Consider the following 20,699-nt stretch of genomic DNA (forward strand, 5'->3'; position numbering starts at 1 on the left):
GCTCATTTTTTCTCAGGGACAATCTCAATCCAATACCCATCAGGGTCAACGATGAAATAGATTCCCATCTGCTTGTTTTCATAAATGATGCAATCCATCGCACGGTGCTTCTCCCGTGCCCCTTCCAAGTCATCGGTCTCGAACGCGAGATGGAATTCGTTGTCCCCAAGGTTGTATGAGTCCTTCTCCCAGTTCTTCAACCAAGTCAGCTCAAGTTGGTGTTTCGAAGATCCATCTCCTAGAAAGGCCAGGATGAAGGAACCATCTGGGGCTTCCTTTCTCCGTACTTCCACCAACCCAAGTGCTTCTTTATAGAAAGCAAGGGATTTCTCCAAATCCATGACATTGAAATTGTTATGTGCAAAATGAAACTGCATTATATCCTCCATGTTTGTGGAACTGTATCCAAGAGAATGACATCCTTGACACGATCACCGAGTTCTTTTTGTAATGTACTGCATACCGAATAATCTTCCCACATGTGCATTGGCACAAGCATGTCTACGGACACTGTCTCCACCAAATCCTTTGCACCCAAGCTGTAGAATGAACCTAGACGGGGGTCAACAGGCACAAAAGCGATGTCCAGGTGACCGGGGAGCAGGGCCAACTCCTTATGGTAGTTATTAGCCATTTCCTCATTGTACTGCTTACTCTCCCCTTCCCAGTGCCAATGGTTCAGGTCTCCGGCAAAGTAGATGGTTTTACCCTCTACCTCCACCACAAAGGCGACTCCTTCATCAGTACTCTTAAGCGTCTTGACTACGAGTCCTTCCACAATGTCCTCTTCATACGGTCCCATCGGATTGATGGTACAGGAGAATGGGATATCCGTGGGAGGAATATCGGAGGAGAGGAAGAAGACTGTATGCCCTTCCCTTTCTGCAAGCGAGAAGATGGAGGTGTCATAGTGGTCGGCATGCCGATGGCTTGCAAATACCAGCAACGGCTTGGTACTTGATGGAAGGCTCACTGCCCCTTTGGTATAATCAAAAAGCAGGAGATACGCATCTGTTTCCAATAAAAAGGCACTGTGTCCAAGGAATGTACATTTCATAGCATAACCATGGACCAATTGAAGGTTGCTGTCAAGTTGGGTAATGAGCTGTACACATTTTTCAGAACGGAGGAGCATTGCCACCCCTCCGCCTATACCTGATAGTATCCTCTTACTCCATGGTAGCAGGAATTTCAGGCCACACCTTCACCCCTTTCTCAAGAAGCCAGGTATGCTCATTTCTGTAGTAGCGGGTTGTCGGCAACCACTTGTCACCAGGAAGGTGAGGAATCATCCATACATAATACATTGCATACCCCGGGGCTGCACCTTGACTATGTGTAGTGTTCGGTTTGATCAGGGAGGTATCCCCATCATGGACAACAAAAGCATCCTCATCCAAGACCGAAATTCCAAAACCCTGCCTCGGGAAGAATCGGTAGTGATAAATCTCCGGATGTGGATGATCATGAGGAGGATAACTTGACCATCGACCGGGGTGGTTGATGACTTCCCCCATTACCATGTTCGAATAGGGAGCGCTCTCTCCGTCGAATACGGTCCGCACAGTACGATTGCTCGTCTCCTGCAGCACTCCGGCTCCAAAAACCTCCGTCTTTACATCACCCTTGTCATAGAACCGAACGGGGAAGGACTGTTCGTTCTTGCACCGTTCAACAACAAGCTCACAATCACGCTCTGCCTTGATTGTTACTGGAACGGAGGAAGGGGCATGCAATACTACTGGAGACTCGTCAATACAACTCTGTCGTTCACTCGTTGCACTCCCTTCATCCCAGCTGAAAGTAATCTTTCCTTTCAGGAGCATCCAAGCACGTTCCAGGGGGAGCGTGCAGCTGGTATGCTCTCCTGCTTTCAATTTAAGAATACCAAAATCAAGCAGCATATCACTATGTGGTCCATCAAGGCTAGTGATGGAAGTATATCCCCAATCAAATGGTTCTTGTTTTTGTACAATCATGAAAAACCTCCTTGCCTCACATCAGAAAGGATACGGGCATGGGAGAAATTATGCAACCCGAAACGCAGGCACCCCATCTGCTGTCAAGCAATTGCAAGCTGTGGTATAGTAAGGTATGCGGAGGATTGTTGTATGAAAATCATGATTCTTGATGCAAATGAAACAATACTTGCCTCGAGCAGGAAAAGTGGATATGGGGTCTCACTGGTCTATCAAGAACCGTACCAGGAAGGAGACCAAGTCGTACTGGAAACAGGAGAGCCAGGCATCTATCTCGTGCAACTCGATGATACCTTGGCAGCTCATCCTCTCTATCTTGAGAGGGAGGCAAGCTTTCCCATCCCTTTCACAGAAGCCAAACGCACCTGTTACAACCGCTATGCCTTCCAAGGATCGAGACATCTCCTCACGCTCAGCCATGTTGACAGTCTTCCCCGCAGGAATCTTGCTTGCAATCCCTATGACCATCATGAGACGAAAGGTATATTCCCCCATGCAAGCGCCAATGTGGAAACCCGCGGGGAAATGGTATTTGCTGCCAGGAATGCCATTGATGGCATCTTTGCCAATGAGTATCACGGGGAATATCCTTGGACAAGCTGGGGGATAAACCAGGACCCAAAAGCCGAGCTTCATCTTGATTTTGGAAGACCAGTCATCATTGATGAGGTTCGACTCACCCTCAGGGCAGACTGGCCACATGACAGCTGGTGGAGCGAAGCAACGCTTATAGACAGTGATGGGGACATCACCCATCTCTCCTTGGAGAAATCGTCATTGCCTCAGCGATTCCCAGTCCAGCAAAAAAACATTACCTACCTCACACTCTGCAACCTGAAGAAAGCAGATGACACATCACCGTTCCCAGCTCTTACCCAGATTGAGGTGTATGGGACTGAAGGATAGCACTACCAGGAAAAAGTAAACCGGCTGATCCCATCCTCTTCATACCAGAGGGGGAAATTTGTATTCCAGAGATTGTTAAGTAGGTTGAAATGAAACACCCCCTTTCCTTTTGGAAGTTGGCCAGTAAAGCGTAGCAACGCACGCTCATCAAGGGAAACCAGCGGTGAGTCCAGATTCTGAATCTCCAACTTTCTTTTACCTAGATAGGAAATCTTCTCCACCGCATGAATCGATCGAGCACCATTTTCCACCGTTTGGTCAAGCGCTAGAAGGGAACCTAGCTTACCCATCTTCCAAGTTCCTTCACCCACCATGGAAAAACCCATCCCCAACCAGAGTGCCTCGGGAAGGCGGGTCGCTTCCTTGTCCATCCAGCCAAGCGTGCATGCAAGGAGCGTACCCTGCTTGGAGAATTGATAACACAGCTGTAGATGTCGTGGGGCTCCACGAGGACTCTTTTTCTCAGCATCCAGCAGAGCAATGATGTGAATCTCTTCTCCTTCCTCCCTCTTGAAGAGGGTGGTTACCTCACCCCGGTACAAACCATGTTCTACCTTAGGAAAGACTTCTTCCATCCCAGGTTTACCATAATCAGCCAGAATCCAGTGCTTGCCTGTTTCAAAATCACGGTTGTATTGATGATGGAATCTTTGGTAGTCCTCAGACCCAAAGGCCTCATATCGGTACACACCAATCCCCTCGCCCTTTGCCCAATCGTGGCCAGATGCATCCTGGAGTTGGATAATTGCACCATCTTTTCCAACAATTATTCTCATATCTCCAATGGAAAAGGGTTCTCCGGCAACAAGTACCTTATCATCTTTTCTTGGCACAATAGGAACTGCCTTCAATGTTCTTAGAATGTCTTTCGCCTCCACTTGCAAGGGTAAAGGCAAAGCATCCAAAGCCCCATCAAGATAAGCACGTTGCTCCTTATGGGCTGAGGAGAAAAATGAGTATGTACGTTTTTCTCTACGTCTGTCATCTTTCCCAAAAACCTGAGCATATTCTCGACGGGTAAAATCTTCAATGAACTGGTAAGAAGGGGGGATTGCATCATCTCCAACGAAATCCTTCTCCCTGGCTGCATGAAAATCATCAACCGACCAATTCTTATAGTCAGCAAGGAATTTCTTGAAATCAAGCCCCCAAGTGTGTTCGGTAATCATGAGCAACTGGTCGTAAAATCTATCATAGGCTTTACTTCCAACGTTGAGTTTTCCTTCATGTATCCATCGTCTTCCCAACCGGCTCAGTGCTTTGAAGGCACTTACCTTATACGGATCACTTCCAACTCCATGGATCCAGGTATCCCCAATTTCTTCTCTGACTACAGGTAAACGATCCTTATAAGGGAGAAGTGCACGTGCATACGCATCCAAGCTGGAGGCAATAATCTTAGCCCCTGGATAGCGCTTCCGAAGTTTCTCATAGACATTAATCACTTCCTCAGCTTTGGGAGGGCCAGTATTGTCAGCACTGTTCTCAATGACCAGCAAATCCTCCAGAGTACCGATAGGCTCAGAGGACCCATAGGATGCATCGTACTGTACCATTATCTCCTCACCGGTAGGAGCCTTCCAGACGAAGAGGGGAGGAACCTTGGGTAGTGGAGAACCGCCATTCACTCCGATATGCAGGAATGTAACACCTGCTCTGGCAAGATGAGGGACCATGGCGAGCGTATGTCCAGGGACATCGGTCATTTTGGCACTGATGGTGGTATGACCAAACCTTGCGTCAAGCTCCTTGGATAGAGAGAGTCCATATTCCAACAGGGTGTCATCCATCAACTCTGTATGGGTGGTGAAAGGGAGTGCATGCCAAGTAATGTCACCCCTTTTAATTGCCTTAGAAAGCGCCTCTACCTGTTCGCTTGACATGGAGCAGAGAGCCATCTTGATCAACCAAGCACCGGTAGTCCAGACGAGCTTCTCTCCAGAGTCTCGTTCTCTCAATATGTCTGCCGCCTTTATTGCGTTAGGTATGAACTGATTGAGATACCGATCAATGGTACTTGAAGCCAAATCAGTGAAACCAATATCCAGATGGGTCTTGAACACCAGATGAATAGTTTTGATCATATTGCCTCTCTCCTTTTTCCTGCTTGCATGAAAACCACAACACAGGCATACTATTATCAGAGGACTGACTGTGGATTACGAACTGAACAAAGCATCCAGACGTTTATCGGAGCTCCCCTTCATTATTGAACTCTCCGGCTTTACCATTGAAGTAAAATGGCTTCGCGTTATGCAAAAAACCGGACAGTGGATTATACCCCGTCATGCCCATTCAAGTTTCGAATTCCACATCATCGCCCGTGGTGCCTGTACAGTAACCACTGACAACGAATCCTTCACTGCGAAAGCGGGTAGTTTCTACCTAACCGCCCCTGGGGTGTATCACGAACAATGCAACTACAATGAGGGTGACCTCATCGAGTACAGCCTCGATTGCACCTTCCACCCCAGACGGGAAAGCGCCACACAGGAGAACAGTGAATGGAGTCAACTCCACTCCTTCTTCCTCTCTGTTCCTTGTACCCCATTCCAGGACACAAACGGTGTAATCAGCCTGTTTGAGCAAGCACTAGATGAGGCTTTGCATATCAGACCAGCCTATGGAATCATCATCCTCTCCCTTGTACCTGCCATACTCGTTGCTGCTGCGCGAAGCATGGGAATAGGCCCTATTCCATCCAAGAACAACCAAAAAACAAGAATGGACAGAATTGCCGAATTTGTGGAGGACAATATCAATCGCCCACTCTGTCCTGCCGATATCGCTGCCTATCTCAATCTCAGTGAGAAACAGATCTCCCGAATCGTTTTTGCCTCTGAAGGTTACTCAACCAAACGGTTTATCATTCTTGCAAAGATTGAACAAGCCAAAAAGATGCTCACCAACCCCTCCTATAGCATTAATGAAATAGCGAAAGACCTGGGGTACTCAACCACCAGTTATTTCACTACGGCCTTCAAGAAAAACGAAGGGGTAACCCCCGGGGCCTATCGAGAAAAAATCCTGTCTAAACACACTACCTATCATACATAAATGTCTAATAATTTACAAATAAAAAATATATATTTATAGTGAAAAATTAATAAAATTAATACTTTGTTAATATTTTTTGTTTTAATGTATATAATTACCTATCAATTAATACATACCTTCAATAGAAATGTCTATTTTTTATCATTTCCATCAATTTTTACTTGTCTATTTTTTAAAATCCATGGTATCCTACGTATACGAAAGGAAAACGGAATGGATTCACAATGAAAGGCATTGAGTATCAAAAGAAGGAAGGACCATGGATAAGCAGCTCGTCAGGCAGATAAAAAAACACAGAATCTTTTATCTATTATTCATCCCCATAGCACTCTATTTCATTATCTTTACCTACTATCCATTCTTCCGTGGCTTGATTATGAGTTTCCAGGAGAACCGTCTTATCGGCACCCGTCCATTTGCCGGACTTGAAAACTACAAACTGGTCCTCTCTGATCCATCGTTTCTTAGCTCAATCCTCAATTCATTAATCATTGGTTTTTCTGACATGGTGCTCTACTTCTCCCTTGCATTGCTCTTTGCCCTTGTCCTCAACGAAATCACACAAAAAAAAATAAAACAGGGAATTCAAACCATTGCCTATATCCCCTATCTTCTTAGTTGGGCAGTCATCGGCGGTGTATGGGCTTTGATATTCGACCTCGACGGACTGGTAAACCGATTCCTAGCACTATTTGGAACCGAACCAATTTTCTTTTTGGCAACTCCAGCCTATGCCCGTCCCTTGATTATCGCCATGGGAGTGTGGAGATCAATGGGCTACTTTGCACTCCTCTTCACCGTAGCAATTATGAATATCGACCGACAACTCTTTGAGGCCTCCCGTATTGATGGGGCCAGCAGGATGATGCAGATTCGGAAAATTATTGTTCCCTCACTTCTCCCTACTATGAAAACAATTATTGTATTGCTCTCCATTGGTGTTCTAACCCACTTTGATGAAATTTACGTCATGGTCAACCCAGCGAACCGAAGCCTGATCAACACCTTGCTACTCTATGTATATGAAAATGGAATCCTAAACTTCCGCACCGGTTCTGCCAGTGCAGGAGCCACCTTGGTAATGATTGGGACGGTCCTGTTCACTGCCTTGATCCGGCGTCTGACCGAGTATGACAAGGAGGAGTAGGACATGAAACCGAGACTGATCAGGAAAGACCAGCTTCCAATTCCTATACGTGCATTCAACATCCTGATGCTGCTACTGGTTGTGGTACTGATGGGTCTTCCTATGCTCAACGTCTTGTCCGTCTCTCTCTCCACCCAAGCAAAAAGCGATTCCCCGGGTATGGTCCTATGGCCAAACCCACCGACATTTGAGGGGTATCAGTTCATCTGGAAGTACACGAACCTTGCAACTCCTTTCTTCAATACCGTCTATGTGTCGGTAGTTGGAACTGTTTTGCATGTTATATTGGCTTCCCTCGCCGGATATATTCTTTGCCAACCAAACCTTCCCCTAAAGAAAGGCATGACCACTTTTGTTTTGCTGACGATGACTGTTCCCTACGAATTGACGATGATTGGTATCTATGCGGTCAACAAGGACTTAGGGTTGATAAACACGTATACCGGCTTGATCGTAAACGGTATGATCAGTGGCTTCAGCGTATTTTTGATGCGCAACTACTTCCAGGCAATCCCACAAAGTCTAGCCGAATCTGCTCGAATCGACGGTGCCTCCGAACTGAGGATTTTCTCTGCAATCTATCTACGCCTTGCACTTTCCGGTCTCCTGACCATCGGAACCCTCGAGCTGATCCGCCGATGGAACAACATCACAATGACGGTAACACTCATCAGCGATATGAAGAAATGGACACTGCCGGTGGTACTACGCTTCATCCTCTTTGACCAAACTTCAACAAGTGGAACCAGCTATATTTTTGCAAACGCAAAAATGGCAGCGGTGGTGCTTACCGCCCTACCTTTGATAGTACTGTATTTCTTCACCCAATCATTCTTCTCGAGTGGAATTATGATCGGGTCGATCAAGGAATGATGCCCACACAACACGTGGGGGCATGCTGACATATCGAAACATGATATCCAATAAGGAGGAATCATATGAACAAGAAACGCATGATCGTTGGATTGCTGATTCTACTGATGATCAGTCTTGGCGTCTTCGCCCAAGGCCAAGTGGACAAGAGTACCGTAGAGGTAAAGGTCCTGGCAGGGGTGACAGGCGGTAAGGATGAAGCAGAGAACAAGCTTTTCGAGGAGGAGATGGAGAAGGCTACCGGGCTGAACATCACCTGGGAGAAAGTCCCCTCGGGGTACGACCAGGTTTTAATGCAGAAACTTGGTGCCGGTGAACAGTATGATCTGATCTATCTCAATCAGTTCCAGATGTACACCTTGGCAAAGCAGGGAGCTTTGACCGATCTCACCGACCGGATTCAGAACTCCAAAGTCTATGCCGAGAATGTTGACAAGGCAGAACTCGAGAAAATCGGTCTCAACGGCAAATACTATGCCGGATTCAACAAGCTTGAGGTTTTCCCGTTGGTCAACGTCAACAAGGCTATTACCGACAAAGTGGGTATCAATCTGGATTCGCTCGATACGTTGGACGAGTACTACCAGATGCTCAAGGAGGTGAAAACCTACATGGAAACCAAGGAAGGCAAGAAACCCTACTATCCATTCTTCACCTACATGCCGGACATCTGGGACCTGCAGCCCTGGTTTAGTTCAGTTGGACTCAGACGTGGAGTCTTTGTCGATGCAAGTGGGAAGAAGTATGCCCCCTATGTCAGTACGAAAGCAAAACCTGTCTGGGAGTGGCTCGCCAAACTCTATAAAGAGGGCTTGATGGATCCCGCCTCCTTCACTGGCAAGACTGGTGATATGCGCAGCAAGATGTGGCAGAGTCAGGACATCGTGATGGACGTGGACTGGGCAGCTTGGACCGGACTTTACAACAATAACGCCCGAACTGCAGGAACCTATCCTGCTAAGGTGAATGTTGTGGGACTTCCTGGAACCAAGGGACCCGATGGTACCTACATGCTCGAACAGGGCGGCGCATCGCTCTGGGCGATTCCCTCCAATGCCAAAAATCCTGATGAAGCATTTGAGATTCTCGAATACATGGCTACCAAGGAAGGCGGCCTGCTGCTCTCAGCCGGCATCGAAGGGCACGACTACACCATGAAGAACGGCAAGATCGAGTACACCGAGGTTGGGAAGTCCCACGCTAAGGACCATGGGGCTCCATTCCCGATCTCTACTCAGTTTGATCTCTCCCTTCTGGGTGAGATGAACCCTGGGGTACTTGAGTCAGTTGCTATTGGACAGAGAAGTGACGTTGAAGTTGCACCGATGGGCTATGCCAACGGGGAACTGGACACACGAAAATACTATGATATCATGAGCAAGTGGATGACCGATTGTATCATGGGCAAGATCAGCGCAGATGCTGCCATCAATGGAGCAGAAAAAGAGCTTCGTGCAAACAAGCTCATCGACTAAGCGCAGAGTAATGTTACACATGCAGGGCGCAGCAAATGCTGCGCCCTCTTTGGAAGGAGTACCATGGAAGAACTGAGTATTGTCAAATCTTATAGCAGGGAAGAACAACAGAGCTATACAAAAATCCCGTTTACTGTTGGAGAGAATATCGAACAAATCGAAATCTCGTACAACTATCAACGTCATATGTTCAAAAACCATGCATTAGGTGTTTCCAAGGAAGAAGTGAACATCATCGACCTAGGACTCTTCTCTCCCGACGGAAAGCTTCGTGGTTGGTCTGGCTCTGAAAGAACCACCGTGTACATCTCCTCGTCTGACGCAAGTCCTGGATATAAGCGTGGAGCAATACCCCCTGGTAGATGGAATTTAGCATTGGGAATCTACAAGGTTACAGACGAGGCCAAAGTAAGCATCACTATCAAGCTAAAGGAAAAGGAACGTCGTTGGTTCAAAGGCGATTTGCACATGCACACTCTAAACAGTGATGGAATCTACAAAACTGGGGAAGTTATCACCTATGCCAGACACGCGGGACTCGACTTCATTGCACTTACCGATCATAACAACACCCAACAAAACCAGGAAATTGGGAACCCGGAAGGAATAACAGTCCTACCAGGGATGGAATATACCAATTACCGGGGACATGCCAATCTTTTCTTTACAGACACTACTGAATTCGCTGAAAACCCCCTATCCAATACCCGCGAGGAAATGCTCTCCACGTTGGAAGCCGCAGAGCAGAGAGAAGCCTTGGTAAGCATCAATCATCCATTTGATGAGAGTTGCCCCTGGCTGTGGGGCTTTGACGTTCCCTTCAGCTTGGTTGAGGTGTGGAATGCTTTCTTCAAGGAATCTGATTCGAAGGCCATCGCATGGTGGAGAAATCAACTGAAGGAAGGGAAACACCTCGTTGCTATAGGAGGATCAGACACGCACCGCATTGAACAGGGCAGGAGTTTTGGCACCCCCACCACATATATACATGCACGTTCAGCAGGCAAAGAGGATCTTCTGGAAGCATTGAGAGAGGGGCGTGTATCCATTTCAGCAACCCCAAGTTCAGCACAACTCGATCTTGTCATCGCTGATGTACACATAGGTGAAACTGTCTGCTTTATAGAAGGGATGACAGGGAGCATTCACATCATGGGGGCGAAGGTTGGTGATCGGATAGTATTGTATAGCAATGAGGGGTTAGAACAAAGCTGGGAAATTGCATATGCTGGAACGCTTGTACTCCCCTTCTTGGTGCAGAAACGAAAATTCTACCAGACAGAACTCTACCGTAAAACACTCGCTTTCGAAATGCTCGATGCAATGACCAACCCAGTTTACCTGAGCTGAGCAGTTGACTCTCTTTCTATAAACGTAAAAGGAAGTGAAATACTCAGTGGAAAACGATTCTTGCTGGTAATCAAGGAGTGCAGGAGTGCCACGGCTGTTTGCCCCATCTCTACCATCGGTTGAGCAATGGTGGTAAGCCTGGGCATGGAGAACGAGGCAAGTTCGATATTGTCAAACCCAATGACAGAGACATCTTCTGGCACCTTGAGGTCATGGTCAGCCAATGTTCGCATTGCACCAAGAGCAAGCTCATCAGTTATAGCAAAGACTGCAGTAAAGGAAGTACTTCGAGACAAAAGTTCCTCGAGTGCCTTGGAACCACCCTCCATATTATACGTCTCTGCATACGCTACCAATGTCTCATCATACTCCAGTGAAGCTGACTCAAGCGCATTTTTATATCCAGCAAAACGTTGCCCGGGGAAGCTATATTTCATTCCCCCGATGAAGGCAATCTTTCGATGCCCGAGTTTAAGCAGATGATTCACCGCGGTAAGTGCGGCTTCTTCCTCACTGATATGAATCGAAGTAGCTTTCCACCCGCTTCTCTCAAAGGTAGCCAATACCGTGGGTATCTTATATTCCTGCAGATACTGCTGTATCTCAGGTAGCTCAATTTCGTGAAGAATGATGATTCCATCAAGACGATCAGCCTTCAACCGATTGAGGCAGGCTCTTTCACCATCCAAATCAGAGGAAGCAAAATAGAAGCTGGTATGATACCCAAATTGCTCCAAGTGATGCTCAATGGTACTGAACAACTGGCGTTGAAACATATTGAAAGTACCAGGCATTACGATTCCTACTGTGGATGAATGTTTACTGACCATATCCCGAGCTGCACGATTGGGGACATACCCTGTCTGCTTGATTGCTTCCAGGATTTTGGCTCGTTTGTCAGCACTCACACAAGTCCTGTCATTCAGCACTCGCGATACTGTTGATACCGAAACTCCTGCCATTCTAGCGATGTCTTTGATACTAACCATGCAATCATCCTATATTTTGGTATGATAGGTGGAATCATACTGTGCTTAAAGCCTTTGCTACAAGAGCGTATTCCGTAAATTCATAATTGACCGCACCGCTGCTTCATATGTCCTTGAAGGACTCAGTTCAAAAGCAAATACCCCTGAATAGCCCTGTTTGAGAATATGAGATGCTACCTGGTCATACTGGATCTCCCCGGTTCCCGGTTCATGACGACCAGGATAATCAGCAACATGGATATGTCTCACATGCGCTGCAAAGCGGTCATAGTTTCCACAAAGGTTGCCTGATTCTATCTGCATGTGATATAGATCATACAACAATGCAATATTGGGAGACCCTACCACCTCGACAACTTGTGCCGCATCATACAGTGTATGCAGGAGGTTCCCTTGATGATCAATATACCGGTTCAATGGTTCCAAGACACAGGTAATACCAGCCTTTTCTGCATAGGGAGCTAAGGCAAGCAGTGTCTTTACCATATTCATGTAAAGTCTGGTTATCGGTATATCGGAATATGAATCTACCACCTTTCCATCAGATAATGCATTGGAGTGTATCACCACGATAGAACTGCCTACTTGCTTGGCAGCTTCAAAGGAAGCTCGCGCATAATCGACATAACCTTTGAGTTGGGTATCATCACAGAGCGAATAATCACTCCCATCTCCCGATATTGAACTCACAAAAAGACCAAATTCCTCGCATAATTCCCTGATTGCCACCAGATCTTTATTTTCCCAAGACCAAAACTCAATCGCATCAAACCCGGAACATTTGGCTTTCCCAATACGTTCAAGAAACGGTTCTTGGTCATTGAGCATCTCAATATTTGCTGAAAATGGTACCATCCCCCGCTACTCCCACACTCTTGGCATCGCAGCCTTGAGAACTGAAACAGATTTCATGACACCGGTAAGCTGGTCCATGGTCATGTCTTCCATTTCCAGGCTTATCGGTCCATCATACCCAACCATCACCAGTACACTGAAAAACTCTTTCCACCAGGACAGGTCATGCCCGTAGCCGAGCGCTACATAGTTCCAACTCCGATTTGCATATGCAGCGATGGGCTGTGTATCCAACAACCCTTGTGCTTGCCATATCCCCTCCTCCAGGCGAACATCCTTTGCGTGCACATGATAGATCATAGGACCAAGCGAACGTACCATCGATCGTGGGTCTCCACCCATCCAAAGCAGGTGACTGGGATCGAGGTTCATACCTACTGTTTCCCCTACTTCTGCACGTAACTGCTTAAGCGTTTGTGCGTTATATACCAGCTGGCAACCATGATTCTCCAATGCTATATGGTTGATTTTGGAATCCCCGGCACGTTTTACCAATTCTTTCCAGGAAGGAATCAGCCGCTCTCTCCATTGCCAATCAAGGATGTCGAGATTCTCAGGAGGCCAGCTGGTGGTTATCCAATTAGGATGAGAATCAATAGCGGAAGCTCCAGGAAGTCCACTCATCATCACTATCGTGTGCACCCCCAAGAGAGGAGCAAGAGCAAAGGTCTTTTTCACTATGCTCATATGTGATTCGCCCATTGCATTCGGGGCGAGCTGGTTCCCACTACAATTTAATGCAGAAATACTGAGACCGTGCTCTTCCAGTATTCCAAGATACTCTTGTCGGGCATCGGTAGATTCCAACAAGGTATCAAGCTGCATATGAGGAGCTTTCGACCAATTCCCTGTTGCAATCTCCAACTGTTCAGCACCCAACTCCTTGGCTTTTTCTACCATTTGTGGATAGGGGAGGGAAGAGAGGGAATCGGTCATGATTGAAAAGGTTAACACAATACACCTTCTTGATACAGTGCGGGTTTCTTGACAGCCTCAATCTGGCAAACAGTACCCTCTTTCAACGATTTTCCCGCCGCATCAGTCGTTACAAGTGCCATATAGCCATCCCAAGCATCAGCTCCACGAAATGGTCTCTCTTCTGCAATACTGGCAGCCCATTCCTGTAGTTCCAAAGCATAGGATCGGGCAAAATATGACCTGAAATCATCACTCACATAGCTCTTTCTATGGTTCGCGTGCCTGAGGGTTGTCAGCTGCACAGGATTGCTCTGAACGACCCCTTCTTGGCAAACCACTTGCAACGTTACTTCATAGCCATAGGATGCATTCACGTACACTTCCGCTAGTGCACGACTTCCTGAATCCATGAGAAGATTCATTACCAGTAGGTCACAGGCATCACTTCCCAGCGTTTCCCGTGATTTAATGCCATAGCAGTAGACTTCCCTTGGCTCAGAGTTAAGAATCCAACGTGCTGAGTCCACATCGTGGCCTGCACTGTTATTGAGAATAAAAGCCCCAGTATTATGGTACATTGCCTTTGCATTGCGATGCTCGCCTTTCCAAAGCAGTGGGCTACCCAAACTTTTTTCGTCTACTGCTTGTTTGACTGCAGTATGATGCGGATCAAAGCGTCGATTGAACCCAACACTCACAAGCTTTTTCCCTATGGATTGTTCCTTGCTGAGTATCCTGTGTATCTCCTCTATACTGCCAGCCAAGGGTTTTTCACAGAATACCGGCTTATGCAGCTCCAATGCTTCCATGACATACCCGGCATGGGTGGCATCTGGACTGGCAACCACCACAGCATCGACTTCTTCGATCAATGAAGAGGGGTCAGTAAAACAGTGCGGGTTAGAGAGCTCTTGCGCGAGAACCTCCATTCGCTTTCCATCCATATCAGCCAAGGCAGTGACGACTACCTCTGGACAGTTACGAGAGAGCGTAATTGCATGGTTCGCTCCCATGCTTCCGGTACCGATAATTCCCACCTTAATGGTTCTACTCATCTCATCCTCTTTGGTAAGAAAGGGCTCTCCAATGAAAGGTATCAATACCCCAGGGCAAGCCCTGGACTCAGGAGGCGTTGCCTCCTTTTCCGCCCCAAGGGACGGGGTATCTCACTTTGCTTTCCCGGCACTCGCTCCAGAGAGGAACCATCATGCTGATTCCTCTCCTCTCGCTCCGTTGGGGAATGAGAGCCCTTTGATTAACAACGATTTACTGCAAAGCATCCAATGCAGCTTGCGCATTCTCTATGGTGATGATGTCAACGCCACTATCAATACGCTTCTCAATGGTCTCCCCATTGGCAGCCTTGATCGCGTATTCAACACCAAGATACCCCATGGCCTCGGGCTTCTGTGCAGCAGTACCAAACAAACCGCCTTCAAGGATGGATTCAAGTGCACTCTTGTTACCATCAGTGCCAAGAACCAGAGCATCTATACCAACTTGCTGGAGAGCACGAAGAGCGCCAAGAGCCATCTCATCATTCGAGCAGAATACTGCGTCGATGTCGGCATTGCCCTGCAGGATATTCTGCATAACGGTGTAAGCACGTTCACGGTCACTGTATCCCGGCTGACGAGCTACAATTTCAAAACCTGCTTCCTTGAATACATCTTCTGCACCATCAGCACGCTGTGTTGTGGTCGGGTTTCCTGGAGCGCCTTCAATAACCACTGCCTTCCCTGCACGGCCAAGCGCATCAACCATAGCTTTGGCACCCATTTGACCGGCAACATAGTTCTCGGTACCAATGAAGGTGTCATAGTTTTCGAATCCATCAGCCATCGGAGTGTCAACCAGAATCACGGGAATTCCCTGATTCTTTGCCCGGTTGACTACATTGACTGCCGTGGGAGGCTGGCTGGGAGAGAATACCAGAGCTGCAGGATTTGCAGTAAGGGCATCCTGAACCATGTTGATCTGCTGCTCAACAGCATCCTCGGTGGGAGGACCAAGTTTGATCAGCTCAACATCATACTTTGCAGCAGCTTCCTCTGCGCCGTTGACCACTCTCTGCCAATATTCACTGCTGAGAGTCTTCAAGACGACAGCTACCTTCATCTTGCCTGAGTCAGCAGTTTCATTCTGGCCTTGGGCAAATAGAGCTGTCTGGCTGGCAATCAATACGAGAGCCAAAAGAATCATCATTGTTTTTTTCATGTGAACCTCCTTATTAGGTCATGAAATAACACATATTCAAAGGGAGACAACGTCTCCACTATACGCTTTCTTATTTCTGCACAGGTGCAGATTTCTGTCTGATTACATCAAGGTACACCGCTAGGATGATGACAACACCAATAGCAACTGTCTGGTATGCCGAGTTTACATTCAGCAGGTTCAATCCGTTACGCAGCACAGCGATGATCAGAACACCAATGACGGTATTGAGAATCTTACCTACACCACCACTAAAGCTTGCTCCACCGATGATGACCGCTGCAATCGCATCAGTCTCATAATCGGTTCCAGCCAGCGGATAGGCAGCATTCACACGTCCAACCAGCAACAAACCTGCAAGGGCAGCAAAGAAGCCACTCAAGGCATAGACAATCAATAGTACCTTATGCACATTGATACCGCTGAGGCGGCTTGCCTCCACATTTCCCCCTACAGCATAAATATGCCGACCGGTACTGGTGCGGGTCATGAAAATGAACATAATACCGTACACTATCGCTACAAGAATGACACTTGCAGGAACAGGGCCGATGGATCGATTCCCCAAGAACTGGATGGATGGAGCAAATCCACTGATCGGCTGTGCAGCGGTGACTGCAAGAGCAAGACCTCGAGCAATCATTTTTGTACCCATGGTAGAAATAAATGGATGGGGTAGTCTGAGTTTGGTAAGTAGAATACCGTTGAATAGCCCAATCAGAGTTCCTACTGCAAGGGCAAGTAGTATTGCCAGCATTGGATTCATCTGCATGTTCACTGCAAATATACCGAGCATCATGATGGAAAGTGCTAGTATGGATCCAATGGAAAGGTCAATTCCTGCTGTCAGAATCGCGAGGAACTCACCTACGGAGATGATGGCACTGACCGTTGCCTGAGACAGGACGTTCGTCAAGTTCGCCACCGTAAGGAATCGTGGAGAGAGAATACTGATAATCACACAGAGCACAATCAAGCTCAGCATGATACCCAGGCTTCCCCGCTTTTTTGTTTTTTTCTTTTCCTTTGTTTCTTCGCTCTGTGTCGCTTCTACCGCACCATCTTTGCGTACTTCTTCATTCTTCTTCCTGTTCATACTTCACTCTTCCATTGATCTATTGTTATTGGTTTATTCAGCCGCATCGATTCATTGGCAGCGAGTGCTACCTCCAATACGCGAACTCCATCTGTGACGGTTACTGCCGGAGCATCCTTTTCCCCGAGCACATCGAGAACGAACTGCTGTAGTTCCATCTGATATGCATCGAGAAATCGTTCGAGGAATCCTGGCACGGAATATTGACGGGTGCCGGTTGCATCAAGCACTGAAAGCCCTTGTTGCTGTACACTCCCCACATTCATTGACCCTTCGCTACACACAATCTCTGTCCGTACATCGTAACCGTACTGGCTGTTACGACTGCCCTCGAGAGAGGCAACCTTGCCGTTTGAAAAAGTCAGTTCAATATTCACGTGATCAATATCACCTATCTCCCCCAGCTCGGGATAACGAACTACAGCTCCACGGGCATATACCTCGGTTACTTCTGCATTGAAAAACCAACGACATAAATCGATATCATGGACACACAGATCAAGCACCAAGCCACCACTTGTCTTCGCAAACGCTAGCGGCGGGCAGCCGGGATCCCGGCTGATTCCCAGAATCGAAACGGGTTCTCCCATTGTTCCACTGGCTATCTGTGCTTTGGCCTCCATATAGGATCGGTCAAACCGTCGCATGAAACCGAGCTGTACAAAAGCTTTCTTTTCGGTGGCGAGCCTATCAAGCTCAACTGCCTCATCCCAGTCCAGAGATAGAGGTTTTTCCAGGAAAGCAGGCTTCCCAGAAAGAATTGTATCCTTCAGCACCTGCCCGTGGCTGCTCGTTGAGGAGGCGATTACGACCGCATCAATATCATCACGCTTCAGTATTTCTTGATAATTTAGGTACTTTTGCACGTCGGGATAGCTGGCAGAGAAAGCATCAAGAGAGGCCTGGGAAACATCGGAAACGGCAACCAGCTCTGACTGGGGGATGATCCCCGCAAGATTTGCCGCATGACGATACCCAAGCCGGCCTAGTCCAATCGCTGCACATCGTAGTCTTTTCATCTGTTGTTCTCCTAAATGTGGTAACCGCTTGCAGCGTACATGATTTTCTCGTCCGAGAAGTTTTCACGGTCCAGCTCACCCATCACCTGCCCTTCATGGTAGACAATGATCCGATCTGCCATACCCATACACTCATCCATTTCAGAACTGATCATGATTACTGCCTTCCCGTTGGATACGAGTTCATTGATCAGGTTGTATACTTCAATCTTTGCACCGACATCGATACCTCGTGTTGGTTCATCAAAGATAAAGATATCTGATTCACTCAGCAGCCACTTGGCAAGAACCACTTTCTGCTGATTTCCTCCACTCAGTTGCCCGGCAAGGGTAGTGACATTGGGCACCTTGATACGAAGGCTGTCCACCATTTGCTTTGCTACATCCTTCATCTTTCTAAGATCAAGAAACGGTTTTCTGGTTTTGAACTGCTTCAGATCAACAAGCGTGGTGTTAAATTCTACCGTCTCAAGGAGAACCAACCCCTGACCCTTACGATCCTCTGTGAGAAATGCAATGCCGTTTCTGATGGAATCCTGAGGGGTTTTTATATTTACCTTCTTCCCATGGATGTATACCTCCCCGGCATCTATAGGATCGGCTCCAGTCAGTCCACGAATACTTTCAGTCCGTCCTGCCCCAACTAAGCCTGACACCCCAAGAATCTCGCCTGCATGGACCTTGAAACTAACATTCTCATACTCTCCTGCCTTGGTAAGACCTTTGACTTCGAGTACGACATCCCCTCGCTGTGTCTCCACCTTGGGATACTTGTTCTTGATATCACGCCCGACCATCAACTTGATGATGTTGTCCACTGAAACATCTTCGATACGACGGTTTGCAACCACCTCCCCATCGCGCATTACCGTGAGGGAATCACAAACAGATTTCACTTCTTCAAGCCGGTGAGAAATAAAAATCATGGTGACCTGCTGCTGTCGTAATTTCTTAATGATTTTAAAAAGCTCGCCAGCTTCTTTCTCGCTCAGACTGGCAGTGGGCTCATCCATGATAATGAGCTTAGCCTTGGAATGAACTGCCTTGCATATTTCCACCATTTGCCGTTTACCGACACCAAGAAGACCTACCGGTGTATTCGGATCAATATCCAATTCGAAATCAGCAAGCAACTCACGGGCCACTTCAACCTGTGTCTTCCTATCTACGAAGGCGTGACTGGTTTTCAACTCCCGACCTAAAAAGATATTCTCGGCTACGGTCATGTAATTCACTTGATTGAGTTCTTGATAGATGCAAGAAATGCCTAACCCCATTGCCTGGCGGGGAGTCAAAGCAGAGAAGGACTGTCCATCAAAGAAAATTTCGCCATCATTCGGTGCATGGGCACCAGCGAGTACCTTTATCAGGGTGGATTTGCCAGCACCGTTCTCCCCTACCAATCCATGAACTTCACCTCGTTTTACGTTCATGGAAACTGCGTTCAAAGCAAGTACACCCGGATAGCGTTTGGTAATATTTCGTAATTCCAAAATATTTGTATCTTCTTTCACTTCTCCCCCCTTAGACGGATATGCATCTGCATCCTCTGTCTATTCGTGCAAAGAACTGAGGTATTCTCCCTAAATTTGAAAACGTTATCATAAATGTATGCTTGCATCACTTTTACGATTTGTCAAACATTTTTTTATTACTTTCCTGTGATACACGATATTACTCACTATTTTTTTACCTTTACAAATCATACAAACATGGTATAACCTTTAGATATTTGATAACGTTTTCAATATTGACTATACCAAAGAGGGAGAAGTAAAAACCATGAGTGCAGTCGTTAACATTGGTATCATCGGTGCAGGCCGTATCGGAAAATTACACGCAGAAAACATTACCAAGCTGGTACCCTCGGTACAGGTGGTTGGAATTAGCGATGTCATGATGAACGATGAGATGGAGAAATGGGCTCACTCATTGGGAATTGGCATTGCAACGAAAGATCCTTCTGATTTGATCAATCATGAGGAAATTGATGCGATCCTGGTTTGCAGCTCTACATCGACGCATGCAGACTTCACCATGGCATCTGCAAAGGCCGGCAAGCATGTCTTCTGTGAGAAACCCATCGATCTCTCGGTAACGAAGGGGTTGGAAGCTATCAAAGTCGCAAGAAAACACCAGGTGAAGCTGCAACTGGGCTTTAACCGACGCTTTGACCATAACTTCAAGCACATCCATGACCTAAGAACTGCTGGAAAGGTAGGAGATGTACATATTGTTAAGATTACCAGCCGTGACCCAGCTCCCCCATCTCCTGCCTATGTGGCTGTCTCTGGTGGTATCTTCCTGGACATGATGATCCATGACTTTGATATGGCACGCTTCCAGGCAGGAAGTGAAATCACCAGTGTTTATGCTACCGGTGCAGTTCTTGTTGACCCGGAGATTGGCAAAGCTGGAGATATAGACACCGCCATCGTCACCCTCACATTCGCCAATGGTGCAATCGGGGTTATAGATAATTCTCGTCAAGCAGTCTATGGCTATGACCAACGCGTTGAGGTATTCGGGAGCAAGGGCGCCGCTCAAGCAGAGAATGATAGACCCACCAATGTGACACTATCCACTGCAGAACAGGTATCCACGGATAAGCCGCTCTATTTCTTCCTAGAACGCTATGAGGATGCTTTCGTCGACGAAATCAGCTCGTTTGCAGAGGCAATCCTTGAAAACAAGGAAGTGGTGGTCAGTGGAGAGGACGGGCTTGAAGACATGGTTGCAGCGCTTGCTGCAGGAAAAAGTCTGAAAGAAGGACGAGTAGTAACGATTGCAGAAATGAAAGATGAATTGGGCCTTTGAG

General features: G+C 47.1%; 19 protein-coding genes. 7 read left to right on the top strand and 12 right to left on the bottom strand.

Annotated features, from left to right (window positions below):
- Positions 1-2: 2 nt before the first annotated feature.
- From DYP60_RS11950 to DYP60_RS11960, 3 genes are all read right to left on the bottom strand, one after another.
- A complete protein-coding gene (locus DYP60_RS11950) occupies positions 3-377 on the bottom strand; it encodes a VOC family protein (protein WP_117331246.1) in 375 nt (124 codons plus the stop codon).
- Positions 377-1,057 carry an MBL fold metallo-hydrolase gene (locus tag DYP60_RS11955; protein WP_160527769.1) on the bottom strand — a complete coding sequence of 227 codons (681 nt, stop codon included), beginning with the start codon at positions 1,055-1,057 and terminating at the stop codon, positions 377-379. Before DYP60_RS11955 ends, DYP60_RS11950 begins: the two co-directional genes overlap by 1 nt.
- Before the next feature lie 112 nt (positions 1,058-1,169).
- The gene (locus DYP60_RS11960) at positions 1,170-1,979 is read right to left on the bottom strand and encodes a 5-deoxy-glucuronate isomerase (RefSeq protein ID WP_117331248.1); all 810 of its coding nucleotides are present in this window, start codon (positions 1,977-1,979) and stop codon (positions 1,170-1,172) included.
- A gap of 132 nt (positions 1,980-2,111) precedes the next feature.
- Here DYP60_RS11960 and DYP60_RS11965 point away from each other — a divergent pair, with 132 nt between their 5' ends.
- Positions 2,112-2,885: a carbohydrate-binding protein gene (locus DYP60_RS11965; RefSeq protein ID WP_117331249.1), complete on the top strand. Its 774-nt coding sequence runs from the start codon at positions 2,112-2,114 to the stop codon at positions 2,883-2,885.
- 2 nt (positions 2,886-2,887) lie between these two features.
- Here the strand turns inward: DYP60_RS11965 and DYP60_RS11970 are convergent, their stop codons facing one another.
- Entirely contained in the window at positions 2,888-4,969 is a 2,082-nt protein-coding gene (locus DYP60_RS11970) for a DUF5054 domain-containing protein (protein ID WP_117331250.1), read from the bottom strand.
- A gap of 70 nt (positions 4,970-5,039) precedes the next feature.
- On the opposite strand from DYP60_RS11970, the gene DYP60_RS11975 reads away from it, so the two are divergent.
- The 5 genes from DYP60_RS11975 (at position 5,040) to DYP60_RS11995 (ending at position 10,787) form a co-directional block, all read left to right on the top strand.
- On the top strand, positions 5,040-5,942 hold the full coding sequence (locus tag DYP60_RS11975; RefSeq protein WP_117331251.1) for a helix-turn-helix domain-containing protein: 903 nt from the start codon (positions 5,040-5,042) through the stop codon (positions 5,940-5,942).
- A 259-nt stretch (positions 5,943-6,201) separates the two neighbouring features.
- Complete coding sequence (locus DYP60_RS11980) at positions 6,202-7,089, top strand: ABC transporter permease subunit (RefSeq protein WP_117331252.1); 888 nt, start codon at positions 6,202-6,204, stop codon at positions 7,087-7,089.
- Between the two features lie 3 nt (positions 7,090-7,092).
- Positions 7,093-7,962, top strand: a complete 870-nt coding sequence (locus DYP60_RS11985) for a carbohydrate ABC transporter permease (protein ID WP_117331253.1) — start codon at positions 7,093-7,095, stop codon at positions 7,960-7,962.
- A 65-nt stretch (positions 7,963-8,027) separates the two neighbouring features.
- Complete coding sequence (locus DYP60_RS11990; protein WP_117331254.1) at positions 8,028-9,437, top strand: ABC transporter substrate-binding protein; 1,410 nt, start codon at positions 8,028-8,030, stop codon at positions 9,435-9,437.
- A 63-nt stretch (positions 9,438-9,500) separates the two neighbouring features.
- Positions 9,501-10,787 carry a CehA/McbA family metallohydrolase gene (locus DYP60_RS11995; protein WP_117331255.1) on the top strand — a complete coding sequence of 429 codons (1,287 nt, stop codon included), beginning with the start codon at positions 9,501-9,503 and terminating at the stop codon, positions 10,785-10,787.
- Here the strand turns inward: DYP60_RS11995 and DYP60_RS12000 are convergent.
- The 8 genes from DYP60_RS12000 to DYP60_RS12035 form a co-directional block, all read right to left on the bottom strand.
- Positions 10,775-11,776: a LacI family DNA-binding transcriptional regulator gene (locus DYP60_RS12000; protein ID WP_117331256.1), complete on the bottom strand. Its 1,002-nt coding sequence runs from the start codon at positions 11,774-11,776 to the stop codon at positions 10,775-10,777. The two genes, DYP60_RS11995 and DYP60_RS12000, sit on opposite strands and share 13 nt — an antisense overlap.
- A gap of 57 nt (positions 11,777-11,833) precedes the next feature.
- Complete coding sequence (locus DYP60_RS12005) at positions 11,834-12,631, bottom strand: TIM barrel protein (RefSeq protein WP_117331257.1); 798 nt, start codon at positions 12,629-12,631, stop codon at positions 11,834-11,836.
- Between the two features lie 6 nt (positions 12,632-12,637).
- Entirely contained in the window at positions 12,638-13,585 is a 948-nt protein-coding gene (locus DYP60_RS12010; protein WP_240622879.1) for a sugar phosphate isomerase/epimerase family protein, read from the bottom strand.
- On the bottom strand, positions 13,579-14,604 hold the full coding sequence (locus DYP60_RS12015; RefSeq protein WP_117331259.1) for a Gfo/Idh/MocA family oxidoreductase: 1,026 nt from the start codon (positions 14,602-14,604) through the stop codon (positions 13,579-13,581). The genes DYP60_RS12010 and DYP60_RS12015 overlap by 7 nt, the downstream gene beginning before the upstream one ends.
- 211 nt (positions 14,605-14,815) lie before the next feature.
- Positions 14,816-15,766, bottom strand: coding sequence for a sugar ABC transporter substrate-binding protein (locus DYP60_RS12020; RefSeq protein WP_117331260.1), 951 nt, complete (start codon positions 15,764-15,766; stop codon positions 14,816-14,818).
- Between the two features lie 70 nt (positions 15,767-15,836).
- Entirely contained in the window at positions 15,837-16,862 is a 1,026-nt protein-coding gene (locus DYP60_RS12025; protein WP_117331261.1) for an ABC transporter permease, read from the bottom strand.
- Complete coding sequence (locus tag DYP60_RS12030) at positions 16,859-17,881, bottom strand: Gfo/Idh/MocA family protein (protein ID WP_117331262.1); 1,023 nt, start codon at positions 17,879-17,881, stop codon at positions 16,859-16,861. Before DYP60_RS12030 ends, DYP60_RS12025 begins: the two co-directional genes overlap by 4 nt.
- An 11-nt stretch (positions 17,882-17,892) precedes the next feature.
- Positions 17,893-19,395 (bottom strand): sugar ABC transporter ATP-binding protein, encoded by a 1,503-nt coding sequence (locus DYP60_RS12035; RefSeq protein WP_240622880.1) that lies wholly within the window; start codon positions 19,393-19,395, stop codon positions 17,893-17,895.
- Positions 19,396-19,663: 268 nt separating this feature from the next.
- On the opposite strand from DYP60_RS12035, the gene iolG reads away from it, so the two are divergent.
- Positions 19,664-20,698 carry an inositol 2-dehydrogenase gene (iolG, locus tag DYP60_RS12040; protein ID WP_117331263.1) on the top strand — a complete coding sequence of 345 codons (1,035 nt, stop codon included), beginning with the start codon at positions 19,664-19,666 and terminating at the stop codon, positions 20,696-20,698.
- The last annotated feature ends 1 nt before the right edge of the window (position 20,699 follow it).

Origin of the sequence: Sphaerochaeta halotolerans, from assembly GCF_003429665.1 — a bacterium.
Lineage (GTDB): Bacteria > Spirochaetota > Spirochaetia > Sphaerochaetales > Sphaerochaetaceae > Sphaerochaeta > Sphaerochaeta halotolerans.

Excerpts from the sequence above, each read along its gene's own strand:
- DYP60_RS11950 (WP_117331246.1), bottom strand. The coding sequence starts at position 377 with ATGCAGTTTCATTTTGCACATAACAATTTCAATGTCATGGATTTGGAG.
- DYP60_RS11955 (WP_160527769.1), bottom strand. The coding sequence starts at position 1,057 with ATGAAATGTACATTCCTTGGACACAGTGCCTTTTTATTGGAAACAGAT.
- DYP60_RS11960 (WP_117331248.1), bottom strand. The coding sequence starts at position 1,979 with ATGATTGTACAAAAACAAGAACCATTTGATTGGGGATATACTTCCATC.
- DYP60_RS11965 (WP_117331249.1), top strand. The coding sequence starts at position 2,112 with ATGAAAATCATGATTCTTGATGCAAATGAAACAATACTTGCCTCGAGC.
- DYP60_RS11970 (WP_117331250.1), bottom strand. The coding sequence starts at position 4,969 with ATGATCAAAACTATTCATCTGGTGTTCAAGACCCATCTGGATATTGGT.
- DYP60_RS11980 (WP_117331252.1), top strand. The coding sequence starts at position 6,202 with ATGGATAAGCAGCTCGTCAGGCAGATAAAAAAACACAGAATCTTTTAT.
- DYP60_RS11985 (WP_117331253.1), top strand. The coding sequence starts at position 7,093 with ATGAAACCGAGACTGATCAGGAAAGACCAGCTTCCAATTCCTATACGT.
- DYP60_RS11990 (WP_117331254.1), top strand. The coding sequence starts at position 8,028 with ATGAACAAGAAACGCATGATCGTTGGATTGCTGATTCTACTGATGATC.
- DYP60_RS11995 (WP_117331255.1), top strand. The coding sequence starts at position 9,501 with ATGGAAGAACTGAGTATTGTCAAATCTTATAGCAGGGAAGAACAACAG.
- DYP60_RS12000 (WP_117331256.1), bottom strand. The coding sequence starts at position 11,776 with ATGGTTAGTATCAAAGACATCGCTAGAATGGCAGGAGTTTCGGTATCA.
- DYP60_RS12005 (WP_117331257.1), bottom strand. The coding sequence starts at position 12,631 with ATGGTACCATTTTCAGCAAATATTGAGATGCTCAATGACCAAGAACCG.
- DYP60_RS12015 (WP_117331259.1), bottom strand. The coding sequence starts at position 14,604 with ATGAGTAGAACCATTAAGGTGGGAATTATCGGTACCGGAAGCATGGGA.
- DYP60_RS12020 (WP_117331260.1), bottom strand. The coding sequence starts at position 15,766 with ATGAAAAAAACAATGATGATTCTTTTGGCTCTCGTATTGATTGCCAGC.
- DYP60_RS12025 (WP_117331261.1), bottom strand. The coding sequence starts at position 16,862 with ATGAACAGGAAGAAGAATGAAGAAGTACGCAAAGATGGTGCGGTAGAA.
- DYP60_RS12030 (WP_117331262.1), bottom strand. The coding sequence starts at position 17,881 with ATGAAAAGACTACGATGTGCAGCGATTGGACTAGGCCGGCTTGGGTAT.
- iolG (WP_117331263.1), top strand. The coding sequence starts at position 19,664 with ATGAGTGCAGTCGTTAACATTGGTATCATCGGTGCAGGCCGTATCGGA.